Source organism: Pseudomonas sp. GM79, assembly GCF_000282495.1.
GTDB lineage: Bacteria > Pseudomonadota > Gammaproteobacteria > Pseudomonadales > Pseudomonadaceae > Aquipseudomonas.
Genome location: NZ_AKJE01000076.1, coordinates 205,245 through 223,720 on the forward strand (window position 1 = coordinate 205,245; position 18,476 = coordinate 223,720).

The window sequence follows — 18,476 nt, forward strand, 5'->3', positions numbered from 1 at the left end:
GCTGTAGACGCTCACACCTCATCCTTAAGCTTGAGTAGGGGTTCCTGAAAGCGTAGCAAACGCCCGGCATTACCGAGCACCAATAACGTGCTCAAGTTGTGTAACAGCGCGGCAATCATCGCCCCTGCCGCGCCGAGCCAGCCGAATGCGGCGAACGCGACGATGGCCAGGGTCCAGCCCAACCCGATAATCACATTGACCTGCAAGGTCTGGCGGCATTGGCGACTCAAGCGCACACAGGTCCCGAGCCGGCGCAGGTCGCTGCCGATCAGTACGATATCGGCCGAAGCCAGCGCGATGTCCGCACCGCCTGCGCCCATCGCCACGCCGACCACACCGGCCTTGAGCGCCAGGGAATCGTTGATGCCGTCTCCCACCACCATCGGCCGGAACCCGCTGCCGATTTCTTTCAGCACACGATTGAGTTTGTCCTCGGGTAAGGCCTGGGCTTCGACATCGCTGATGCCCACATTCCGGGCCAGCGTATGCGCAACGCTTTGCCGATCCCCGGTGAGCAACAACTGACGACCCAAACCCAGTTCACGCAACTCACTCAGGGCAAACCGCGCCTCGGGTTTGATACTGTCAGCGAGCAACAGCCAGGCGAGAAATTCACCGTTGAGTGCCAGCCCGGCAATCGGGCCGTCGTGTTCGGGCACAGCTGATGTGGCGATGCCTAATTGCGCGAACAGCTCCGGACGACCGAGGGCCGCTTCGCCCTGCTCGGTCATCGCCACGACACCCAGCCCCTGACGCTCATGAATGTCAGAGAGCAGCAGAAAGTGTTCCTGAGTGACCAACCCGGCCAAGGCGCGGCTGACCGGGTGACTGCTGGCGGAACCGAGGCTGGCGGCGAGCTTCAGTACGTGACTGCGATCCTCCAGTGGACTGTCGATGGATTGCAGGCGCAAGGTGCCGAACGTCAGGGTTCCGGTCTTGTCGACCACCAAGGACGTCAGGTCAGCCAACTCTTCGAGGAACGCCGAACTGCGAATCAGAATCCCGTGCCGAGCCGCCACCGCCACCCCGGCAATCGCCGTTGCCGGTGCAGACAACACCAGCGCGCAAGGGCAAGCTGCGACTAACACCGCGAGCATCGCTTGCGCATCGTTGGTCACAAACCAGGTCACGGCGGCCAGCAGCAACACCAGCACCATGTAGCTTCCGGCATAGCGTTCGAGCAAACGGGTGATTGGAGGCTTGGAACGTTCGGCACTTTGCATCAGCGCAATGACTTTACCCAAGGTCGATTCGTTACCGGTGCGGGTCACTTCAATGCGCAGCAGGCCATCGAGATTGATCGCCCCGCCGAATACCGACATGCCCACATCCGCCTCCATTGGCACCGACTCACCGGTGATCGACGCGGTGTCGAGGCTTGCCTGACCGGACAACACCCGGCCATCCGCCGGCACTCGATCACCGGCACGCACCTCCACAAGGTCACCGGCCTTGAGGGTGCCGTTGTCGACTTCAACGACGGAACCATCAGCCTGAATCTTGCGTGCATGGCTGCGGGTCAGTTTGCCGAGGGCATGAATCGCTTCCTGGGAACCGATCACGCTGCGCTCTTCCAGCACGTGGCCGAAGATCATGATGATCGGCAGCAACGCCGCAGTGAGTAGATCGCCTGTGGCCCAGGCACCGAGCATGGCCAGGGCGATCAGTTGATCGGTAATCCCGTGCAGGCTCGGATAACGCAGGCTGTACCACGCCGAGCGCATGACCGGCACGGCCACCAGCAAGGAAGCGAAACCCAGCAGCAATTGGCTGATACCGGTCTGCTCCGGCGACAACCAGCGCCAGATCAGGCCCAGCGCAAGCAACCCAAGCGCAAGCATGGCCAGGGTCAACTGGCGCGCTGCGCTACGTTGTTCAGCCGAGGACAACATGCTCGGCGCGGCGGCGGTTTGGGCAGTCATTGCGCAGCTCCCTGAATGATCAGGCGGGAATCGTCTTTCGGATCAACCGTGGTCACCGAGCCGGCCTGCCCGAGAATCTTCGGCATCCGTTCACGGTAAATACGCAGCAGCATTTGCGGATCGGTGCCCTGCTGTTGCGCCTTGGCCAAACTCAGCACCGTGGCGGTGTCGGCGGAGGCTTTTGCCAGGCGCTCGCTGGCTTGGGCGTGAGCTACTTGCAGCGTGCGGTCGGCTTGTTCGTTGGCGGACTGAGTCAACTTCTCGGCTTCAGTGCGCGCGTTGGCCACGGCTTTGTCGGCCTGCTGGCTGGCGGTTAACACCGCGTTGAACGCGTTCACCGCCGGGCCGGGCAGACTCGATTGCACATCGACCCGCGCCACTTCAATGCCCAACCCCTGCCCGGTCGCGGTCAGTTCGGCCAAGCGCTGATTGATGCCCCGCACCAGATCGCCGCGTAAACGTTCGCGATGTTCGGCGGCTTGATTGTCGGCGCCGATCAGTTCCGGTCGAGCCACCAGAATAGTATCCAGGTCGCGCGCGGCGGTGAGCGCCACGGCACTGCGGGTCACCAGCCGATCCAGTGCCGGCAGCACATGTTCACCTTGGAGAACGAAGGCATGCGGCTCGGTGACTTTGTAGAACACCCGCACATCCAGTTGTACGACGCCCGCATCACCGGTCAGCAGATAACCGGAGCCGGCAAGCGCATCGCTGATGGGCGTGGCGAAACTCGCGACTCGATCCGCCTGCAATGCGGCATCCGTGCGCAGCAGATTTTCCACCCGACGCTCGATCACCCGATCCGCTGCCGGCAACAAGATGACCTGCTCGAACGGGCGCGGCCATGCCAACAGCAAACCGGCATTTTGAATGCGATCCAGTGCGCCAAAGTGCAGCACTACAGCACGATTTTGCGGGTCGATTTGCCGCACATTTGAGAATGCCCACGCCAGCGCAGCCAGTACGGTCACGGCGTACAGCGCCAGAAAAGCCAAGCGCCCGGCCTGAATCCACGGGCTGCTTAACTCATGTGTTCCACGTGGAACTTTTAAATTCATGGCTGCAACCCGGACTTGTTATCGAGCGTCGGCGGACCGTCAACCAGCACCCGGAACGGCGCCGCATCGGTACGCAAAATCAGTTTGGTGCCCGGTGCGACGATAGTGCCCAAGGTGTCGAGAGAGCGCAGCAAGTTGTAGAGCTGCGGTGAACCGGCGTAGGCACGGCCGTAAATCTGCGCGGCTTCGACACGGGATTGGGCTTCGATGTCCGCGGCTTTCACCGTCGCATCGGCTTGCACAATTCGCGCATCACGCTCGGCCGCAGAGCGAATTTGTGCAGCTTCCCGCTTGCCGATGGCCGTGCGTTCAGTGGCGATGGTTTCACGCTCGGCGCGCATACGATCGACAGTCGCGGTGAGCGTCACCGACGGCAAGGTCAAACGCTCGATGCCGACTTGCAGCACTCGCACGCCATAAGTGGTGAGCAACTGCTGATCGATCTGCTGACGCAGCTGCGCTTCAAAATTGGCGATGCGCACTTGGTTGGCATCGGTGTTCACCAGGTTGGCCAGATCGAAACTGCTGGCGGTGGTTTCCAGCGCCGAGCCGACAAAGGTGCGGATCTGCCGCGCGGCTTCGTCCGGCTGGTTCTGTACGGCGCGCATAAAGCGTTGCACGTTGTCCGGATCACCCTGCACCTGCCAGGCCACGTAGGCTTGCACGATGATGCGCAGACCATCGCGCGTGCCCACATCCTGCAAACCGCTGGAGGTGGTACGCAGCCGCAGATCCACCGGGATCGCCGCCTCGAACGGTGCCGGCCAGCGCCAGCCAAGACCGGGTTCCAGTAACACCCGCGATGGATTGCCAAAGCGAGTGATGACCGTGGCCTCTCCCGAACGCACTTGCACCAGGCTCGCCGCCGCAATGGCAAACGCCACCAGCAGCGCCGCCCATCCCATTCGCCGCCACGGAAAAGGGCCCGCTTCGTGTGGATCACCGTGGTGATGATGGTGATGGCCGTGGTGATGTCCGCCATGGCCGTGATCGTGGCCAGCGTGGTCATCGTGATCGCGATTGTGTGTAGGCGTCGGCTGGCTCAATGGACGGCTCCTGGCTGAACGGTATTACGCGGCGGCGCAGGATCAGCCGGCAGCGTGAAGGTACGTAGGTCGATGGTCGGCGCATTGCTGTTGCCGCCCAGACGATGATCGAGAATCAGCAGCCTGGCGTTGGCCAAACCTTGGGTCAGCTGGCTGAGGTATTGCTCCAGCACGAAGGCCTGGCCGGCGCTGGAAAAAGCCTTTCGCTCGGCGGCAAACTTCAGGTCGGCGGCCTGAGCGGTCGAGTTGATTTCATGAGCACTGGCCGTAGCTTGATCGTGAGCGATACTGGCCTGCAGTTGCGCCTGGTTGGTCGCCTCTGCCGCAGCCCCGCGCTCACGGGAAATCAATGCCTGAGCTGCAATCTGCGCCGCCTGCACGCCGTGATAAGCGTTGGCCGCCCCCGCTGGCGGGTGAATGGCTTCGACCACCGTGGCGAGAATTTCCACACCGCTATCGAGTTTTTGCAGGTCAGCCTGCACGGCACGGCCGATCTCTTCGGCCAGCCCTACCCTGTCCTCGCCGAGCAAACCATCGAGGGTTCGCGAGGCGAAATCGTGCACCAGAATCCGGCTGGCGGTGCTGCGGATCAACGTTGGCACATCGGCGCTGTTGTACGTTGCTGCCAGCGCCGCCTGATCGCTCAGGCCGATGCGATAGACGAAGCGCACGTCCATGTTGACGATCTGGAAGCTCTGTTTGTCGGCGCGGCTACTGGCGATGACCTGGGATTTGTCATTCACATGGCTGGCGTCCCACAAGCGATTGGCAATCGCCGGTGCCGGGCCTTCGGCAGGTTCGGCCGTGACCGGTGCAGACGCTTCGCCGACGCTGGTGGCCAACTCGTGGACCACACCGTTCTCGACACTCAGCACACGACCCTGCGGCCATGGCAAACCGGCGTGCAAACCAGGGCCGAACACCTCCACCGGTTTGCCGAAACGCTCGTAGATACCGCGCCCTTGCAGGGGTATTTCGTGAATACCGGTGAGCGACCAACCGACGACAGCCACCACCGCCAGCACCGGCAAAAACGCCCGGCGCATGTAGGTAAAGGCCCAGATTTGCCGCAGGTCGATACCGAAGCGGTTGTGCAGTTCGTGCTGCAATGCGAGCAAAGGTTGCGGCGGCCAACGCAGCATGTCGGCGACGAAGCTTCGCGCCAGCAAGGCTGGTTCCACTTGTTCACGACGGGGACTGAACAGCGACAACACGGCCCGCAGCAGCAACTCGACGGCGACCAGCCCCGGCAGCAAGCCGATCAGCACCGCCAGACGCACCGGCCAGACCGATGTTTCGCTGCCGAACAACAAACACAGGGCGCTGAGCACCAGGCAAACAATCGCGACCCGCGTCAGCTGCGCCAACGGCCCTGCTTCGGGCCACTGGGCGACGTTTTCCTGCGCCAGTTGCCGCTCCAGCACCAGCAAACCGAAAGCCAGCAGCAACGCCAGCGTGGCGCCGACACTGGCCGACAACCCCAGCGCGGCGGGCGGCAAGGTCAGATTCCAGACTTGCCCGATGCTGTACAACATCAATAACGCCCAGCCAGCCAACCATAGCGTCGGCGCACCGATCTGCCCCAGCAAGCGCAACCAACGTTGGCTGATGCGGTCCAGCAACCGCTCGTACCAGCCTTCAGCGCCAACGACCTCCTCAGCGACAACCACCGGCACCGACAATGCTGGACTCATCGCCCGTGCGCGCCACTGCGTTACCCACCAGGCCGATTGCAGGCCGGCGACCAGCACCAGCAAACCGGCGCTCTGATTGACCAGCAACGCCGGCCAAAGCGACTGCGGCGCAAACAGTCCGACAAAAAACGCCAGCACCAACCCTGCGCCAGCCAAGGCCGCCAAACCGATCGCGAATTGCCGCAATCGACGTCCTTGAACGACCGCCTGCTGAAAGCGCGGCAGCGCTGCTATTTGTGCCCCATCGCCATCGAGATCGACTTGCATACCACCCCAGCCATCGCTCACATCACAGTTCGTTACGATATAACGAAAGTGGTGAAATATTCGTCGTAAATCGCTCTATCTAAAAGCGCCGGACCTGTCGCCAAGCTGAAGCCTTGACCGAAATGGCTCGAAACGCACATATTACGTTCGTAATTTTTATCCGAGACTACGTTTATCGATCCTGCCCTCTTTCATCAGGAGTACCACCATGAGCACCTATGACGTCGTGATTCTGGGCGCAGGCCCCGGCGGTTATAACGCAGCGATCCGCGCCGGCCAGCTGGGTCTGAAAGCAGCCTGCGTGGAAGGCCGCGCCACTCTTGGCGGGACGTGCCTGAATGTCGGCTGCATGCCATCCAAGGCGCTGCTGCATGCCTCCGAACTCTACGACGCGGCCATGGGGGCGGAATTTGCCAACCTGGGGATTGAGGTCAAACCTGTCCTCAACCTTGCTCAAATGATGAAACAGAAAGATGAAAGCGTGACCGGGCTGACCAAAGGCATCGAGTTTCTGTTTCGCAAAAACAAAGTCGACTGGATCAAGGGCTGGGGCCACATCGACGGGCCGGGCAGCGTCACGGTGACCGACAGCCAGGGTGGCAAGACCCAGCTGACAGCCAAGGACATCGTCATAGCCACCGGTTCCGAACCCACTCCCCTGCCCGGCGTGGACATCGATAACAAACGCATCCTCGACTCCACGGGCGCGCTGTCGCTGAGCGAAGTGCCGAAGCACTTGGTGGTGATCGGTGCCGGAGTGATCGGCCTGGAGCTGGGCTCGGTATGGCGACGCTTGGGTGCTCAGGTGACGGTGGTCGAATTTCTCGACCGGATCTGTCCCGGTGTGGATGGCGAAGCGGGCAAGGCCCTTCAGCGCTCATTGAGCAAGCAAGGCATCCGCTTCAAGTTGAGTTCGAAAGTCACCAGCGCCACGACATCGGCGAGCGGTGTTCAGCTCAGCGTCGAGCCGGCCGAGGGTGGCACCGCCGAGTTGCTTGAAGCCGATTACGTGTTGGTGGCCATTGGTCGGCGCCCTTACACCCAAGGCCTGGGGCTGGAAAACGTCGGTCTCGCCACGGACAAACGCGGCATGCTCGCCAATAAGGGCCACCGCACCGAGGCCGCTGGCGTCTGGGTGATCGGTGATGTCACGTCTGGGCCGATGCTCGCCCACAAGGCCGAAGACGAAGCCATGGCCTGCATCGAGCAAATCGTCGGCAAGGCCGGCGAGGTCAATTACGACCTGATTCCCAGCGTGATCTACACCAAACCGGAGCTGGCCAGCGTCGGCAAGACCGAAGAACAGCTGAAGGCCGAAGGTCGCGCCTATAAGGTCGGCAAGTTTCCCTTCACGGCCAACAGCCGGGCGAAGATCAATCACGAAACCGAAGGCTTCGCCAAAGTATTGGCCGATGAGCGCACCGACGAAGTCCTCGGCGTGCACCTTGTGGGCCCCAGCGTCAGTGAAATGATTGGCGAATATTGCGTAGCCATGGAGTTCAGCGCCTCGGCTGAAGACATCGCCCTGACCTGTCATCCACACCCGACCCGCTCCGAGGCATTGCGTCAGGCGGCAATGGATGTGGAGGGGATGGCGACGCAGATGTAGGGCCGATGATTTTGCGCTGACTGAACTGGCGCTTTCGCGAGCAAGCCCGCTCCCACACTGGTTCTGTGAACACCACAGATCAAATGTGGGAGCGGGCTTGCTCGCGAATGGGGCGATGCGATCTAAAGCGGCAAATGCCCCAACGGCAACGCCCCCGGGGTCTTCACCGTGTGAATCGCAAAGTTGCTGCGAATGTCGCTCACACCCGGCAATTTCAGCAATCGCCCGGTGAGAAAACGGTCATAGGCGCGCAAATCCGGCACCACCACCTGCAGCAGAAAATCCGATTCCCCTGACACCAGGAACGCCGAAATCACCTCGGGCAATGCCGTCACGGCCAGGCGAAAGGCTTCGGCCTGTTCATCGTTGTGTCGTTCAACTTTGACCCCGACAAACACCGTCAGCCCAAGGCCCACTTCATCTCGATCCAGATTGGCCTGATAGCCGCGAATCACGCCCGCCTCTTCCAGCATCCGTACCCGACGCAAACAAGGCGAGGCGGACAAACCGATTTCGTCAGCCAATTGCACGTTGCTCAGGCGACCGTCCCGTTGCAGCGCGGCGAGAATCTTGCGGTCGTAGGCGTCCAGTTTCATGGTTTGGCAGATCCCGATGGTTCATTCATCACAAAATGGCAGGTTATGCCAAATATAGAAGCTTTAGAAGCTGACTACGCAACCACCTGCCCTGCTCTTCAGCCATAGACTGACCTCACCAAATCGACAACGAATGGGGTGCAACATGGCAGGACTCTGGCTGTTTTTCATGGCATTGGCGGTGGTGTACCTGTTGCCGGGCCCGGACATGATTCTGCTGTTGCAAACCGGCGCGCGTCAGGGCAAAGGCGCGGCGCTGGCCACGGCGTTGGGGCTGGGCATAGCGCGTGGTTGTCATGTGGCCTTGGCTGCGTTGGGTTTGGCAGCGCTGTTCAAGACGGCACCCTGGACCTTCGACGTGGTGCGCCTGGTCGGGGCCGCGTACCTGCTGTGGATCGGCATTCAGTGCCTGCGCACCACGATGCTGCCGAGCTTGAACAGTGCAGGTTCCACGACTGAAAAATCGCATTGGCGCGAGGCGATCCAACGCGGTTTGCTGACCAATCTGCTCAACCCCAAGGCGCTGCTGTTCTGCTCGGTGCTGTTGCCGCAGTTCATCGAACCTCACGCCGGGCCAGTGCTCGCGCAATTTGCAACACTGGGCGCGATGCTGGTCGGTGTCGGGTTGTTGTTCGACAGTGCCTACGCACTGGTCGGCGCCGCACTGGGCCGCTGGCTGCAACGCAGTCCATCGGCCCAGCGGGTGCAACAGTGGTTGTTCGGTAGCCTGCTGATCGGCTTCGCGGTGCGGCTGACCTTTGTGCAGCAAGCGTGATTACTGTCGCGCCTTGCGCTGGCGTCGATTGATCAGCACCAGCGCTACCGCTGTAAACACCACAACACCGCCCGTTTGCAGCCATTTTTTATAAGGTCGCAATGCCGAGCGGACCGGACTCAATGCCTGGCTTACGTAACGTTTGTCCGCATTCTGGAAGTCTGGATAAGGACAATGGTGGCCGAAGTTCACCGCCCAATCCACGTACGGACCTTCTTTCACATACCGTTGGTAGAAGGCACTTTCTTCTTCAAGGCTGGTGTTCCACCCCGCCGCCGCACACAACACCGCCGCAAAAGCCTGGCTGGTATGAGGCAGATTATCGGCAGCACGACTGGCCAAAGCCGTTGCGACATAACGATAGTGATAGCGCTCATCGGGTTGAGCGGCGCTGGCTTGCTGACGCACGACCTCATCTTCAGCCACTAACGGGCCGACCTTTAGCTCACGGCTCTCAAGGCTGTAATTACCACCGAACGTGGCGTAATCCGGCGCCATTTCGTAGCCGAGAAGCTCCATGCCCCATTGGCGTGTCGTCCACGCGGCATTGAACAACGCCGCGGCACGTTTGGTCGGCCACCAGGCAGCGTCCGCCTCCTGACGCAATTGCCCATACGCTTTGGCCTTGTTCTGCAGATCGACGTTGTCGAAGTAAGCCGGCGCTTCGTCATAACGCCCTTCACGCAACAGGCGCCGCCCGAGCAAATTGCGCAGGTTCGCGGCTACCGGCAACGGCACATAATTGTCGCGATCCTGTTGGCTGAGAGCCGGCGGTGCAGGCACCTGAGTGTCGACGTACTGCTTGAGTTCATCGAGGGTCAGCACTCGCTCGGCAACGGTGGCCGCGTCGTACCAGTAAATGCTTTGGCTGCGATAGAGCTGATCAAAGGCTTGCAGATAATCCCCGCGTTGCAGGGCAAGGATCGCGCTTTCGCCGTCGACCCGGCACTTGGGCTGCACTGTTTCGTAATCCCAATCCGGGGTCCGTCGTTCACCCCAAGACTCGTTCTGCGGGAAGGCCTGGGCGGCCTTGGCGTAGGCCGCAGCGGCAGCGCCTTTGTCGCCATCACGCAACGCCAGTTTCGCCCGCAGCCACCACGCGAGGCCGCCGTCACCGGCCTGTTCGAGGAAGGCTTTGGCACTGGCGTAATCGCCCTGCTGATAGTTCATCGCCGCCAGGCGATCCGCGTTATCCAGGCTGCCGCGGGTGCTGTTTTGCAGCAGCTTGATCAGTTTCTGTTCGCTTGGCGGCTGATCACCAAATGACCAGCCGAGTCGACTGATCAACGACGCCGTCACCAGTTGCTGCACCGCTTTGCCCTTGAGCAACACGGCCAGTTGATCGTCGGGCATTACCATCAGATCGGCCATCAACAACTTCAACGAGCTGTAGCCCACCGCCGAACCGTGGAGGTTCTGCGTCGCATAAAGTTCGATGGCGCTGTCCCAATCGCCAGCGGTGCGGGCCACTCGCGCTTCTTCGCCGAGGCTGGCAACACCCAGTTCCAGCGGGTCGCTGAAGCCGTCGATACTCAGCTGACGAGTTTGCTCGAAAGCCTTTCGGGATTGAGCCAACAGGTCGGGACCTGCGCCCGCCTCTGAACTCATGGCAAACAGTGTCCGCCCCAACGAGTAAGCCGCCCAGGTACTGCGCAACGCGCGTTGATCCGCCGGCAGCGCCAGCACTTTCTGAAAATATTCAGCGGCCAAACCATGGTCACCCGCGTTGAACGCCACCGCGCCCGCCAGATAGAACATGTGTTCGGCCGGCAGGCTCGCGCCTTGCTCTTCAACCTGACGGGCATCGGTCAGGCTGCGCAGCTGTTGCACCAGCGCTTGCTGCTCAGGCGTCAGACCGGCCTGTTCGGCGGTGTTGCGCTGACCCGCGTAATCCGGCGCATCGCCGTAACCGTCCCCCGGAATATTGGTGGCAGCCGTGACATTTTTCAGTCCCGCGATGGCATGCCCGAGGCGACTGATCTCAAAGTTGAAGTTGCCTTCCGGCAGTTCCGCCAGCGACTGGCCACGGTTGTCCAGCAGGCGCATGGGGAAGTCCGGCCCGCAGGCCAACGCTGAACCCAACGGCAGGCTGAGGCTCAGGCAAAGCACATGACGGGGCCAGTTACGGGTGAACATTCGAACCTCCTTGATCAATAGTTGCGCAGCGTGCCCAACCGATGGCGCGCTGCCCGCCGGCCGGGATTCGACCCTCGCGCAGGCGGGTGAAGGTAAGCAGATCCGGGCGCTGTTGCAACGCATAACCGGCCAATGCATCGGCGCCATCGCAGCCCTGCACCGCCAGAGTCAGGCGTTCGGGCCAGGCGCTGTCGAGGTTGCCTTGGTTGCTGACGCTGATGTCGTAGAGGCCGTCCTGCGCCGAGAGCTTCAGCCCCACGCGGCTGTCGAGCATATCGCCACGCGCCACAGCGATTAGCGTCGTCAGGCTCCAGGCCCTGCGATCATTGGCCAGCGGCAGGCGAAACCAGATCAGTCCGGCCAAATGAGCCGGTGGATCGGCGCGCAACTCGGTGCCGAGTTTGCTCAGTTGCAGCGGATCCGCCAGTAACTCCCGGCGTTTGCCGCCCCGCTCGATGGGCACTTCGCTTTCCACGACCGGCGCGCCACTGGCCCCTGGCAACAACGCCACGCCATAAGCCGGCAGCGCCAGATAAAATGGTTTCGAGGTGATACGGCTCCAGGCCTTGGCCCATTGCCGGGCCTGATCCGGGTCGAACAGCCCACGCCGTGGATCGCTCACCGCGTGCACCTGCAATACGCTGCTGTCGACCGTCGCCAGCAGCGCCGGCAATTCGGGGCTGTCGAGCCAGGCCGGCAACGCGGTGATGCTCAGTGGCAAGGAGGCCGGCAGAACCGCGCGTAAATGCGTGAGGAATTCGCGGTAGGCCGGTAGCCGAGCGTTGCCCGCATCGTGGTCGATTTCCACGCCGGAGAGGATCAGCCCCTGCCCTTGCCAATCGCTGAGCACCTGCTGGATGTGCGCCGTGACCTCGTCCTGATCCAGCCCCTTGAGCTGGCCATCCAGACGAATCACCGCAATCAGCGGTCGACCATCACGCTTGAGCAGCGCCGGATCGATCCGCGCCCGGCTCCAGCCGGCCTGCGGAAACGCCTGCAAGGCCAGTACGCGCAAGGTCGAGAAATCGGCGCGGCTGTCGCGCAGCGCGGCGTCATGGGCCGACGTCCATTGGCGTTGCCAGACGTAGAGTTGCTGATCGAGCGACGGCGCGTCCTGTTGCTCGCAACCATTGAGCAACACCGCTGCCAGCAAAACGATCAAGCGTGTGAAAAAAGCCATGAAAAACCTTATCCCTGAAATACAAAAAGGGCCTCCGAAGGCCCTTTGTCGCTCTGCTCATTACCCTACTCAGCCATTGGCTTGCGGGCAATGATCACCTGACTTTTCGCCACCACCGCATCCAGCGCCTGTTTAATCTGCGCCCCCCGTGGCGAGGACAGAACGGCTTGCCAGGTTTCGGCCCAATGGTTGAGCAACGGATGGTCAGCGTTGCTGAGATCAACCTTGGCCTCCCAGAACAACAGCATCCACATCGACCAATAGAACCCGTACTGGCTGTGGCTGATGACTTCCAGGCCGGCGTCGCTGACCATCGCCTTGAACTGCTCTTCGCTGATGATGCGAATGTGGTTGGGCTTCTGGAAATACTCCGGCGCGGCGATGTCTTTTTGCAGGTCTTCGGAACTGGGGTGCGGAACACTGAGCAAATACAGCGCCCCGGGCTTGCCGACCCGCACCAGTTCGGCGAGGAACTGTGCCGGATTGTCGACGTGCTCGATAACTTCGGTGGACACCACCCGGGTCGCGGTCGCGTCGGCAATCGGCAGCGGATTGCAGTCCGTGACGTGGCACTCGACGCCCCGCGCCGGCGTGTCGCTCAGGCGCTGACGAGTCGCTTCGACCTTGGCGGCGTCGATGTCGGCAATGATGATCTTCGCCCCGCGCATGCCGCAGAAATGCACGTTGCCCCCGTCACCGCAGCCCACATCCAGCAACGTGTCCTCGGGGCTGACCGGGAAACCGGTGAACAGCTCGTTAGTTTGCTGGTTGAACCAGCCGCTTAGCGTCGCGTCGTGCAAACCGAGCATGAACGGGTCGACTTTGTCCGGGACCGACGGTTCTGGCGTCAGCGGCTGCGCAGCAGCGGAGCTGCCTGTGAGTTTCTTCAAAAGGCTCAGCATGAGGTAGCTCCAGAGGATGGGATGGCGGTTCGGGACGCGCCCAAACGTTGCACCAGCGAGGCGCCGCGATTACGCAGGGGCATTTCAATGAAGCGGTAGTTGAATTCACTCAATAGGACGATCAGCCCGCAAGCGATCAGCAACATCAGGATCGGCTGGCCGGCCGGGCTGGGCAGACCGAGCGCCTGCAAGCGAAAGGTGAATTCGCGCACCATAAAGTAGGCCGGGATGTGGATCAGGTAAATCCCGTAGGAGCGGCTGCCGACCCAAGTCATCAGATTTTTCAGCCATCCACGGGGTATCAGGTAATCACGGTTGTAGGACGCTACCCAAACCAGCACCGCACTGAACACCGCAATCACGCCGACACGGTAATGGGTAGGCTGAAATCGATCGGTCGCCAGCATACTCAGCAGCGCGACAATGACCGCCAACACCGAAACGCCAACCAACGGCCGACGCAAGAACGTCGGTTCCCAGCGCCTGTATCCAGGTTGCACACTCCACATCGCCAACAACACGCCGAGGGCCAGTGCATCGGTTCGCACCACCATCAGCATCGGCGTGCGCGACGTTAATAACTGCACCGCCACCAGCGCCAGCAGCGCCCAAGCCAGGTACTTGCGGCAGAGCAGAATCATCAACGGAAACAATAGGTAGAACTGCTCCTCCAGAGACAGGCTCCAATAGACGAAACTGGCACCGTATTCGTAATGGAGGAAGCTGTCGGCGAAACGGAAATTAGCGTATTGCGCCAGCCCGGCCAGGGTGGCCTGCACATTGGCATGGAGCGAACCGAAGGCGCCGGAGCGGTTGAGAAATACACAGGCCAGCAGCGTCAACGTCAACCACAACCACGCTGAAGGCAACAAACGAAAAGCTCGGCGCAGCCAGAAATTGCGAATCTGCTGCCAGTAGTCCTGGCGTGTACGGCAGCCTTGCAACGCCGGTATCAGACTGCGTGCGATGACGAATCCGGAGATGGCAAAAAACAGATCGACGCCCCACCACAATTGCCCATAGACACTGATGGTCTGCAGCAGTGGCGACGTAAACAAGTTGATTTGCAGGTGCTGGAACAACACACCGAGTACCGCAATGCCCCGCAACAACTCGATATCCATGATCCGCTTGCTGCTCATGCCGTCCTCCTGGACGTTACCTGAGCCTCCACCGGTTTGCGGGCGATGATCACCTGACTCTTGGGCATGAACTGATCAAGCAGCTGCTTGATCGCCAGACCGTTGGGTTGCGCCAGCAGGTCTTGCCAGGTTCTCGCCCAGCTCTCCATCAGAGGGGGGTATGGCGCGTGAATCCGGTCACGAACGGCACCACTGAGATCGTTGCCCCCGGCGCGTTCGCTGGCCCAGAAAAAAATCATGCCCATGACCCAGAAAAAGCCGCTGGATTGACGGTGCTCGATGACCAGTCCTGCGTTCTCGACAAGCTCGGTAAAGCGCTCACGGGAAAAGATCTGGATATGGTTGGGAGACTGGTAGTAACTCGGCGGCGCGATGCCTTTTTGCAAGTGCTCACCCACCGGGTCCGGAACACTGATCAAATATTGCGCACCCGGGCGTCCCATGCGCACCAGCTCAGCCATGAACTGCTCGGGCTCATCGACATGCTCAAGCACTTCAGTGCAGACAATCTTGCTCGCGCAGCCGTCGCGCAACGGTAGCGGCAGACTGTTACTGACCAATCCGAGGCTGGCTACGCCAGATTCCGCCCTGACGCGTCGGGCAAGGTCCTGCACCTTGTCCAGCTCGCTGTCGGTGAATATCACTGAAGCGCCTTGGCGCACGGCAAACAGCGTTGAGCCACCTTCGCCGCATCCCACATCCAGGAACGTGTCGTGCGCCGTGATAGCGAAACCCTTGAGCAGCTCACCACTGTCGTTGAGAAACCAACCATCAAGTACCGCATCGCGCAAGCCGCAGTCGCGGGGCGAGGCAGCGCCTTCGAAGACGTTCGCCGCTTGCACGGCAATCTCATCCTTGCGCTGGAGCTGGGCCGCCACGCGATCAACAGGTTTGCCGTTGACTTTGTGGTGTTCCAGTACATCGGCGATGAATGCTTTCAACCGCGTGTAAGTACGGTCCTGGCTGCAGAATGCCTCCAGCCGGTCTATGGCATGGGCCGACATGGTCGCGTAGCGATCGTCGTCGTGTCGGGCCACGTCATAACTGGCCTGATAGGCCTGGCACAGCGACTCCCAATTGGCGGTATAGCGCAACGTGCGGTAAGCAGAGCGTGGATCATGAGGCCAGTTGGTCAGCTCTTCTGTCGACTCGATGATGAAGGTGTTATCGGCATCGACGTAATCACCCATCGCCGTGTTCGACGGAGCCACTGCGGGTTTGCCGCAGGACATGAATTCCATCAGCGGCAGACACTGCCCTTCCCCATACGACGTGTTCACTACGTAACGGGTTGCCTGCACCAACTGCTCGTAATCGGCGTCCGCCAGATACCCGTAGATCAACACGACCCGGCAACGATAGGGCTGATTCTGGTACAGCTTGGGCAGCAGATCGCTCAGCGCCTGCTCGGCATCGAAATGGGTCAGCTTCAAAACCAGCGTCGCGTCTTCCACATCACGGAATGTGGAGCAAAAAGCGCTGAGCATATCCTCCCAGTTTTTACGGCCATCACAGGGGTTGAATACCGACGTGTAGACAACGCCGTCGAGCATCAACTCCCGCTCGCCAACCGGAGCCTTGAAATCAATGCCCGTGCCTGTGCGCAACGGCGCTGGAGCATAAGCCCGCAGATCGACTGCCCGGCTATCGACCAACAGCCCCTTGAGCTTGAGCCTGACCTGACCTGCCAGCGGTCGACGTTCCAATTGCCGTCCCCGTGCACAGAACCGGTCCCACACCGGAGACGGTATCGCGGTGATGGGATAATCGGCGCCCATGGCAGTGCGCACCGCATTGACCGTGTAGCTGGAATGGGTAATCGCCGCACCTGTCGACGCCAGAACATTGCGCCAATCGTTGCGCGGATCGTCGTACCAGCTTTCGTCCGGAATGGTGCTGAATTCCCATGCAAATACCGGAACGGTCGGGCACGCATAGTGAGTGGCCGTGCGGTGGGGAGGCGAGAACGACAGAAACACGCATTCTTCATTCCGGGCCAGGCATTCACCGTAAAGGCGGTCGACCTCCTCATCGGGGTTGGTGACTTCCAGCACCGTGCCCAGTCGTTCGAGTACCGGGCGAAATTCCTTGAGTACGAAGTAGTAACTGTATTCAGCACGACCAAGATTCTGGGTGATGGTGCTCTGATTGGTTTCCGAATAAATCAGGATCAGCATGATGCGTTATCCGCCACGTTGACGGCCGAGGCCGTTTCCAACTCGCCCGCCTCCGGCCGCCCGAGAAACGCCAGCAGGCGCGGTTGCCAGGAAGTGACCAGGCAGTAATCGTGCATGCGCGCGATGGCAGCACTCGACATGGCCTCGTAGGCCTGTGGTTGTTCCTTGGCCATCGCGTAACTTTGCTGGAACGCGATTTTCAGCGAGCCCCAATCCGGCCGATATTGCCGGGTGCGATAAAGCGTGCGGACATCCTGAGGCCAGGCCGCAGGCTCGGCACTGGACCTGACCACAAACGCCACGGTGTCGTCGATGTAGTCCTCCATGGCACTGTGATCCGGCGCGATGGCCGGCGTACCGCGGGCCATGAACTCCATCACTGGAAGACACACTCCCTCACAATGTGAGGCATTCACGTAGAAGCTCGCAGCCTGGTAAAGCCGTGTCGATTGCGACTCATCCAGTTCGCCATGCAATACCAGCACTCGACAGGCAAATGGTGAGAGCTGCCTGAGCACGGTGAGTACTTCGACGTAATAAGCCGCAAGATCGGCATGGGTGATTCTCAACACCAGCGTGGCGTCCGACGTGTCACGAAACGCCCAACAAAACGCCGAGATCAATCGCGGCCAATTGCTGCGGCCATCCTTGGGGTCGAACACGCTGACATACACCACGCCATCGACCCTGGTTTCGGCCCGCTGGCCGAGGTCCGGCAAATCGAGTGCTGGCGGTGCAGGTATGGGCAGCGGACCCGCCACGCCCGGCAGGTACTTGGCCAGCCGTGAATGCAAGGTGTCCGATAAAAGATCCTGGACGCCTTCCCAATACCACTGCTTCAGATACTGGATTCGATGGCCACGCTCCGGCAGTGACGGCCCTCGAACAACGTCCCTAATCCAGGCCCGCAAATAGTGCTTGGCAATAATGAAGCGTCGATGTGGCGTCAGCGGTGGAGGTTTCAGTGCCTCAATGCGCGCCAGCTCTTCAGCGGTAGGCACCGGGGGAAGCAGATCGTCGGCGTGCAGCCCAAGCACCCGCGTATCGAGAATGCAGCCGGTGATATCAACAGTGGTCCCCGGGTTAATCGGTACTGGCTGCACGGGTTCGCCGGCGGTGGCGAAAGCTTGCCAAAGCGGCACGGGCAGGACCAGCACCGGGAAGTCCTCGCCCAACGCCTTGCGGATCGCCCGTGCGGCGTGGCTCGAGAGCGTGATGACTCGACCGTGAATACCAAGGATGCGACGCCAGTCTTGCTGCGGGTCGCTGCTTTCTTGCCCAGTGGGGATCGAGTCGAACTCCCAGGCCATCACGCAAACGGTCGGGCAGCTGAGGTCCGTGGGGGTGTCATGTGGCGCGGCGAACGAGAGGAAAATACTTTCCTGACGCTCTTGCGACAGTCGCCGGACAAGGGGGTCGACCTCTGCGATCGACTCCACAATATGAACGCTTCCAAAGCTCCCGAGTACCCGTCGGTAAGCCTGGAGGATAAACGCGTAATCGTATTGAGGACGACCGACCGTTTGACCAGTCAGGTTATCGTTCACGGCTGAGTAAAGAATGAAATTCATAGCATCCCACAATGAAACTGCCATCCCGGCAGCCCCACTTTATGACGGTAGAGAAACGGATAAAGCCAGGTATCACCTGTGCCCTTCCATCGTCTTCGTACCCGTCTACGTTCTTGTTTTAGTGGTCAGTTTCGCGGAGTTTCAAAATAACCCTGCCGAACCCTGGGCGATCGTGACGAGGGGCATTCTAAACACATCCGTTAAGGGTTCGTGAACCGCTCGGCGAGAATAAATAGGCCTGCGAAAACGAGAACTGACCGGTCACGGTGGGACCTGTTGAAATTGCTGCGCAATTGGCACAGATTGACTACCAAACAACTACAACAACGACTTTGCCTGTCTTCCTACGAAGATTTTTCTTCGGTCTGACAGACTTTCCCTAAAGCCTGCGGGAAATGGCA

The 18,476-nt window shown here is 60.7% G+C and carries 13 protein-coding genes and 1 pseudogene; 2 read left to right on the forward strand and 12 right to left on the reverse strand.

Annotation, left to right across the window (positions count from 1 at the left end; all coding sequences use genetic code 11):
* Positions 1-11 precede the first annotated feature (11 nt).
* The 4 genes from PMI36_RS09475 to hflK (PMI36_RS09460) are packed head-to-tail and all read right to left on the reverse strand — an operon-like array spanning position 12 to position 5,987.
* Entirely contained in the window at positions 12-1,922 is a 1,911-nt protein-coding gene (locus PMI36_RS09475) for a cation-translocating P-type ATPase (RefSeq protein WP_008073600.1), read from the reverse strand.
* Entirely contained in the window at positions 1,919-2,980 is a 1,062-nt protein-coding gene (gene hflK / locus PMI36_RS09470; protein WP_008073601.1) for a protease modulator HflK, read from the reverse strand. Before hflK (PMI36_RS09470) ends, PMI36_RS09475 begins: the two co-directional genes overlap by 4 nt.
* A complete protein-coding gene (hflC, locus tag PMI36_RS09465; RefSeq protein ID WP_008073602.1) occupies positions 2,977-4,026 on the reverse strand; it encodes a protease modulator HflC in 1,050 nt (349 codons plus the stop codon). The genes hflK (PMI36_RS09470) and hflC overlap by 4 nt, the downstream gene beginning before the upstream one ends.
* A complete protein-coding gene (gene hflK / locus PMI36_RS09460) occupies positions 4,023-5,987 on the reverse strand; it encodes a protease modulator HflK (protein WP_032830542.1) in 1,965 nt (654 codons plus the stop codon). Before hflK (PMI36_RS09460) ends, hflC begins: the two co-directional genes overlap by 4 nt.
* A 208-nt stretch (positions 5,988-6,195) precedes the next feature.
* On the opposite strand from hflK (PMI36_RS09460), the gene lpdA reads away from it, so the two are divergent.
* Entirely contained in the window at positions 6,196-7,596 is a 1,401-nt protein-coding gene (gene lpdA, locus PMI36_RS09455; protein ID WP_008073605.1) for a dihydrolipoyl dehydrogenase, read from the forward strand.
* A 122-nt stretch (positions 7,597-7,718) separates the two neighbouring features.
* Here lpdA and PMI36_RS09450 read toward each other — a convergent pair whose 3' ends face one another.
* Entirely contained in the window at positions 7,719-8,192 is a 474-nt protein-coding gene (locus tag PMI36_RS09450; RefSeq protein WP_007896573.1) for an Lrp/AsnC family transcriptional regulator, read from the reverse strand.
* A 145-nt stretch (positions 8,193-8,337) separates the two neighbouring features.
* Between PMI36_RS09450 and PMI36_RS09445 the strand changes: the two genes are divergently transcribed.
* Positions 8,338-8,967 (forward strand): LysE family translocator, encoded by a 630-nt coding sequence (locus tag PMI36_RS09445; protein WP_008073606.1) that lies wholly within the window; start codon positions 8,338-8,340, stop codon positions 8,965-8,967.
* Here PMI36_RS09445 and PMI36_RS09440 read toward each other — a convergent pair whose 3' ends face one another.
* The 7 genes and pseudogenes from PMI36_RS09440 to PMI36_RS09420 form a co-directional block, all read right to left on the reverse strand.
* Positions 8,968-11,103 carry a hypothetical protein gene (locus PMI36_RS09440; RefSeq protein ID WP_008073607.1) on the reverse strand — a complete coding sequence of 712 codons (2,136 nt, stop codon included), beginning with the start codon at positions 11,101-11,103 and terminating at the stop codon, positions 8,968-8,970. It lies immediately after the preceding gene.
* On the reverse strand, positions 11,090-12,283 hold the full coding sequence (locus PMI36_RS09435; protein WP_008073609.1) for a DUF3142 domain-containing protein: 1,194 nt from the start codon (positions 12,281-12,283) through the stop codon (positions 11,090-11,092). Before PMI36_RS09435 ends, PMI36_RS09440 begins: the two co-directional genes overlap by 14 nt.
* 65 nt (positions 12,284-12,348) lie before the next feature.
* A complete protein-coding gene (locus PMI36_RS09430; protein ID WP_008073611.1) occupies positions 12,349-13,185 on the reverse strand; it encodes a class I SAM-dependent methyltransferase in 837 nt (278 codons plus the stop codon).
* A complete protein-coding gene (locus tag PMI36_RS09425; RefSeq protein ID WP_008073612.1) occupies positions 13,179-14,327 on the reverse strand; it encodes an acyltransferase family protein in 1,149 nt (382 codons plus the stop codon). Before PMI36_RS09425 ends, PMI36_RS09430 begins: the two co-directional genes overlap by 7 nt.
* Positions 14,324-15,175, reverse strand: a complete 852-nt coding sequence (locus PMI36_RS30815) for a class I SAM-dependent methyltransferase (protein WP_238543584.1) — start codon at positions 15,173-15,175, stop codon at positions 14,324-14,326. Before PMI36_RS30815 ends, PMI36_RS09425 begins: the two co-directional genes overlap by 4 nt.
* Positions 15,176-15,226: 51 nt before the next feature.
* Positions 15,227-16,504, reverse strand: a pseudogene (locus tag PMI36_RS0129740) (glycosyltransferase); the annotation flags it as partial.
* On the reverse strand, positions 16,498-18,075 hold the full coding sequence (locus tag PMI36_RS09420) for a glycosyltransferase (protein ID WP_157214963.1): 1,578 nt from the start codon (positions 18,073-18,075) through the stop codon (positions 16,498-16,500). The gene PMI36_RS09420 and the pseudogene PMI36_RS0129740, both read right to left, overlap by 7 nt.
* Positions 18,076-18,476 lie beyond the last annotated feature (401 nt).

Bases quoted from the DNA above. Each gene is read 5' to 3' on its own strand.
- PMI36_RS09475 (WP_008073600.1), bottom strand. From the start codon at position 1,922: ATGACTGCCCAAACCGCCGCCGCGCCGAGCATGTTGTCCTCGGCTGAA.
- hflK (WP_008073601.1), bottom strand. From the start codon at position 2,980: ATGAATTTAAAAGTTCCACGTGGAACACATGAGTTAAGCAGCCCGTGG.
- hflK (WP_032830542.1), bottom strand. From the start codon at position 5,987: ATGCAAGTCGATCTCGATGGCGATGGGGCACAAATAGCAGCGCTGCCG.
- lpdA (WP_008073605.1), top strand. From the start codon at position 6,196: ATGAGCACCTATGACGTCGTGATTCTGGGCGCAGGCCCCGGCGGTTAT.
- PMI36_RS09450 (WP_007896573.1), bottom strand. From the start codon at position 8,192: ATGAAACTGGACGCCTACGACCGCAAGATTCTCGCCGCGCTGCAACGG.
- PMI36_RS09445 (WP_008073606.1), top strand. From the start codon at position 8,338: ATGGCAGGACTCTGGCTGTTTTTCATGGCATTGGCGGTGGTGTACCTG.
- PMI36_RS09440 (WP_008073607.1), bottom strand. From the start codon at position 11,103: ATGTTCACCCGTAACTGGCCCCGTCATGTGCTTTGCCTGAGCCTCAGC.
- PMI36_RS09435 (WP_008073609.1), bottom strand. From the start codon at position 12,283: ATGGCTTTTTTCACACGCTTGATCGTTTTGCTGGCAGCGGTGTTGCTC.
- PMI36_RS09430 (WP_008073611.1), bottom strand. From the start codon at position 13,185: ATGCTGAGCCTTTTGAAGAAACTCACAGGCAGCTCCGCTGCTGCGCAG.
- PMI36_RS09425 (WP_008073612.1), bottom strand. From the start codon at position 14,327: ATGAGCAGCAAGCGGATCATGGATATCGAGTTGTTGCGGGGCATTGCG.
- PMI36_RS09420 (WP_157214963.1), bottom strand. From the start codon at position 18,075: ATGAATTTCATTCTTTACTCAGCCGTGAACGATAACCTGACTGGTCAA.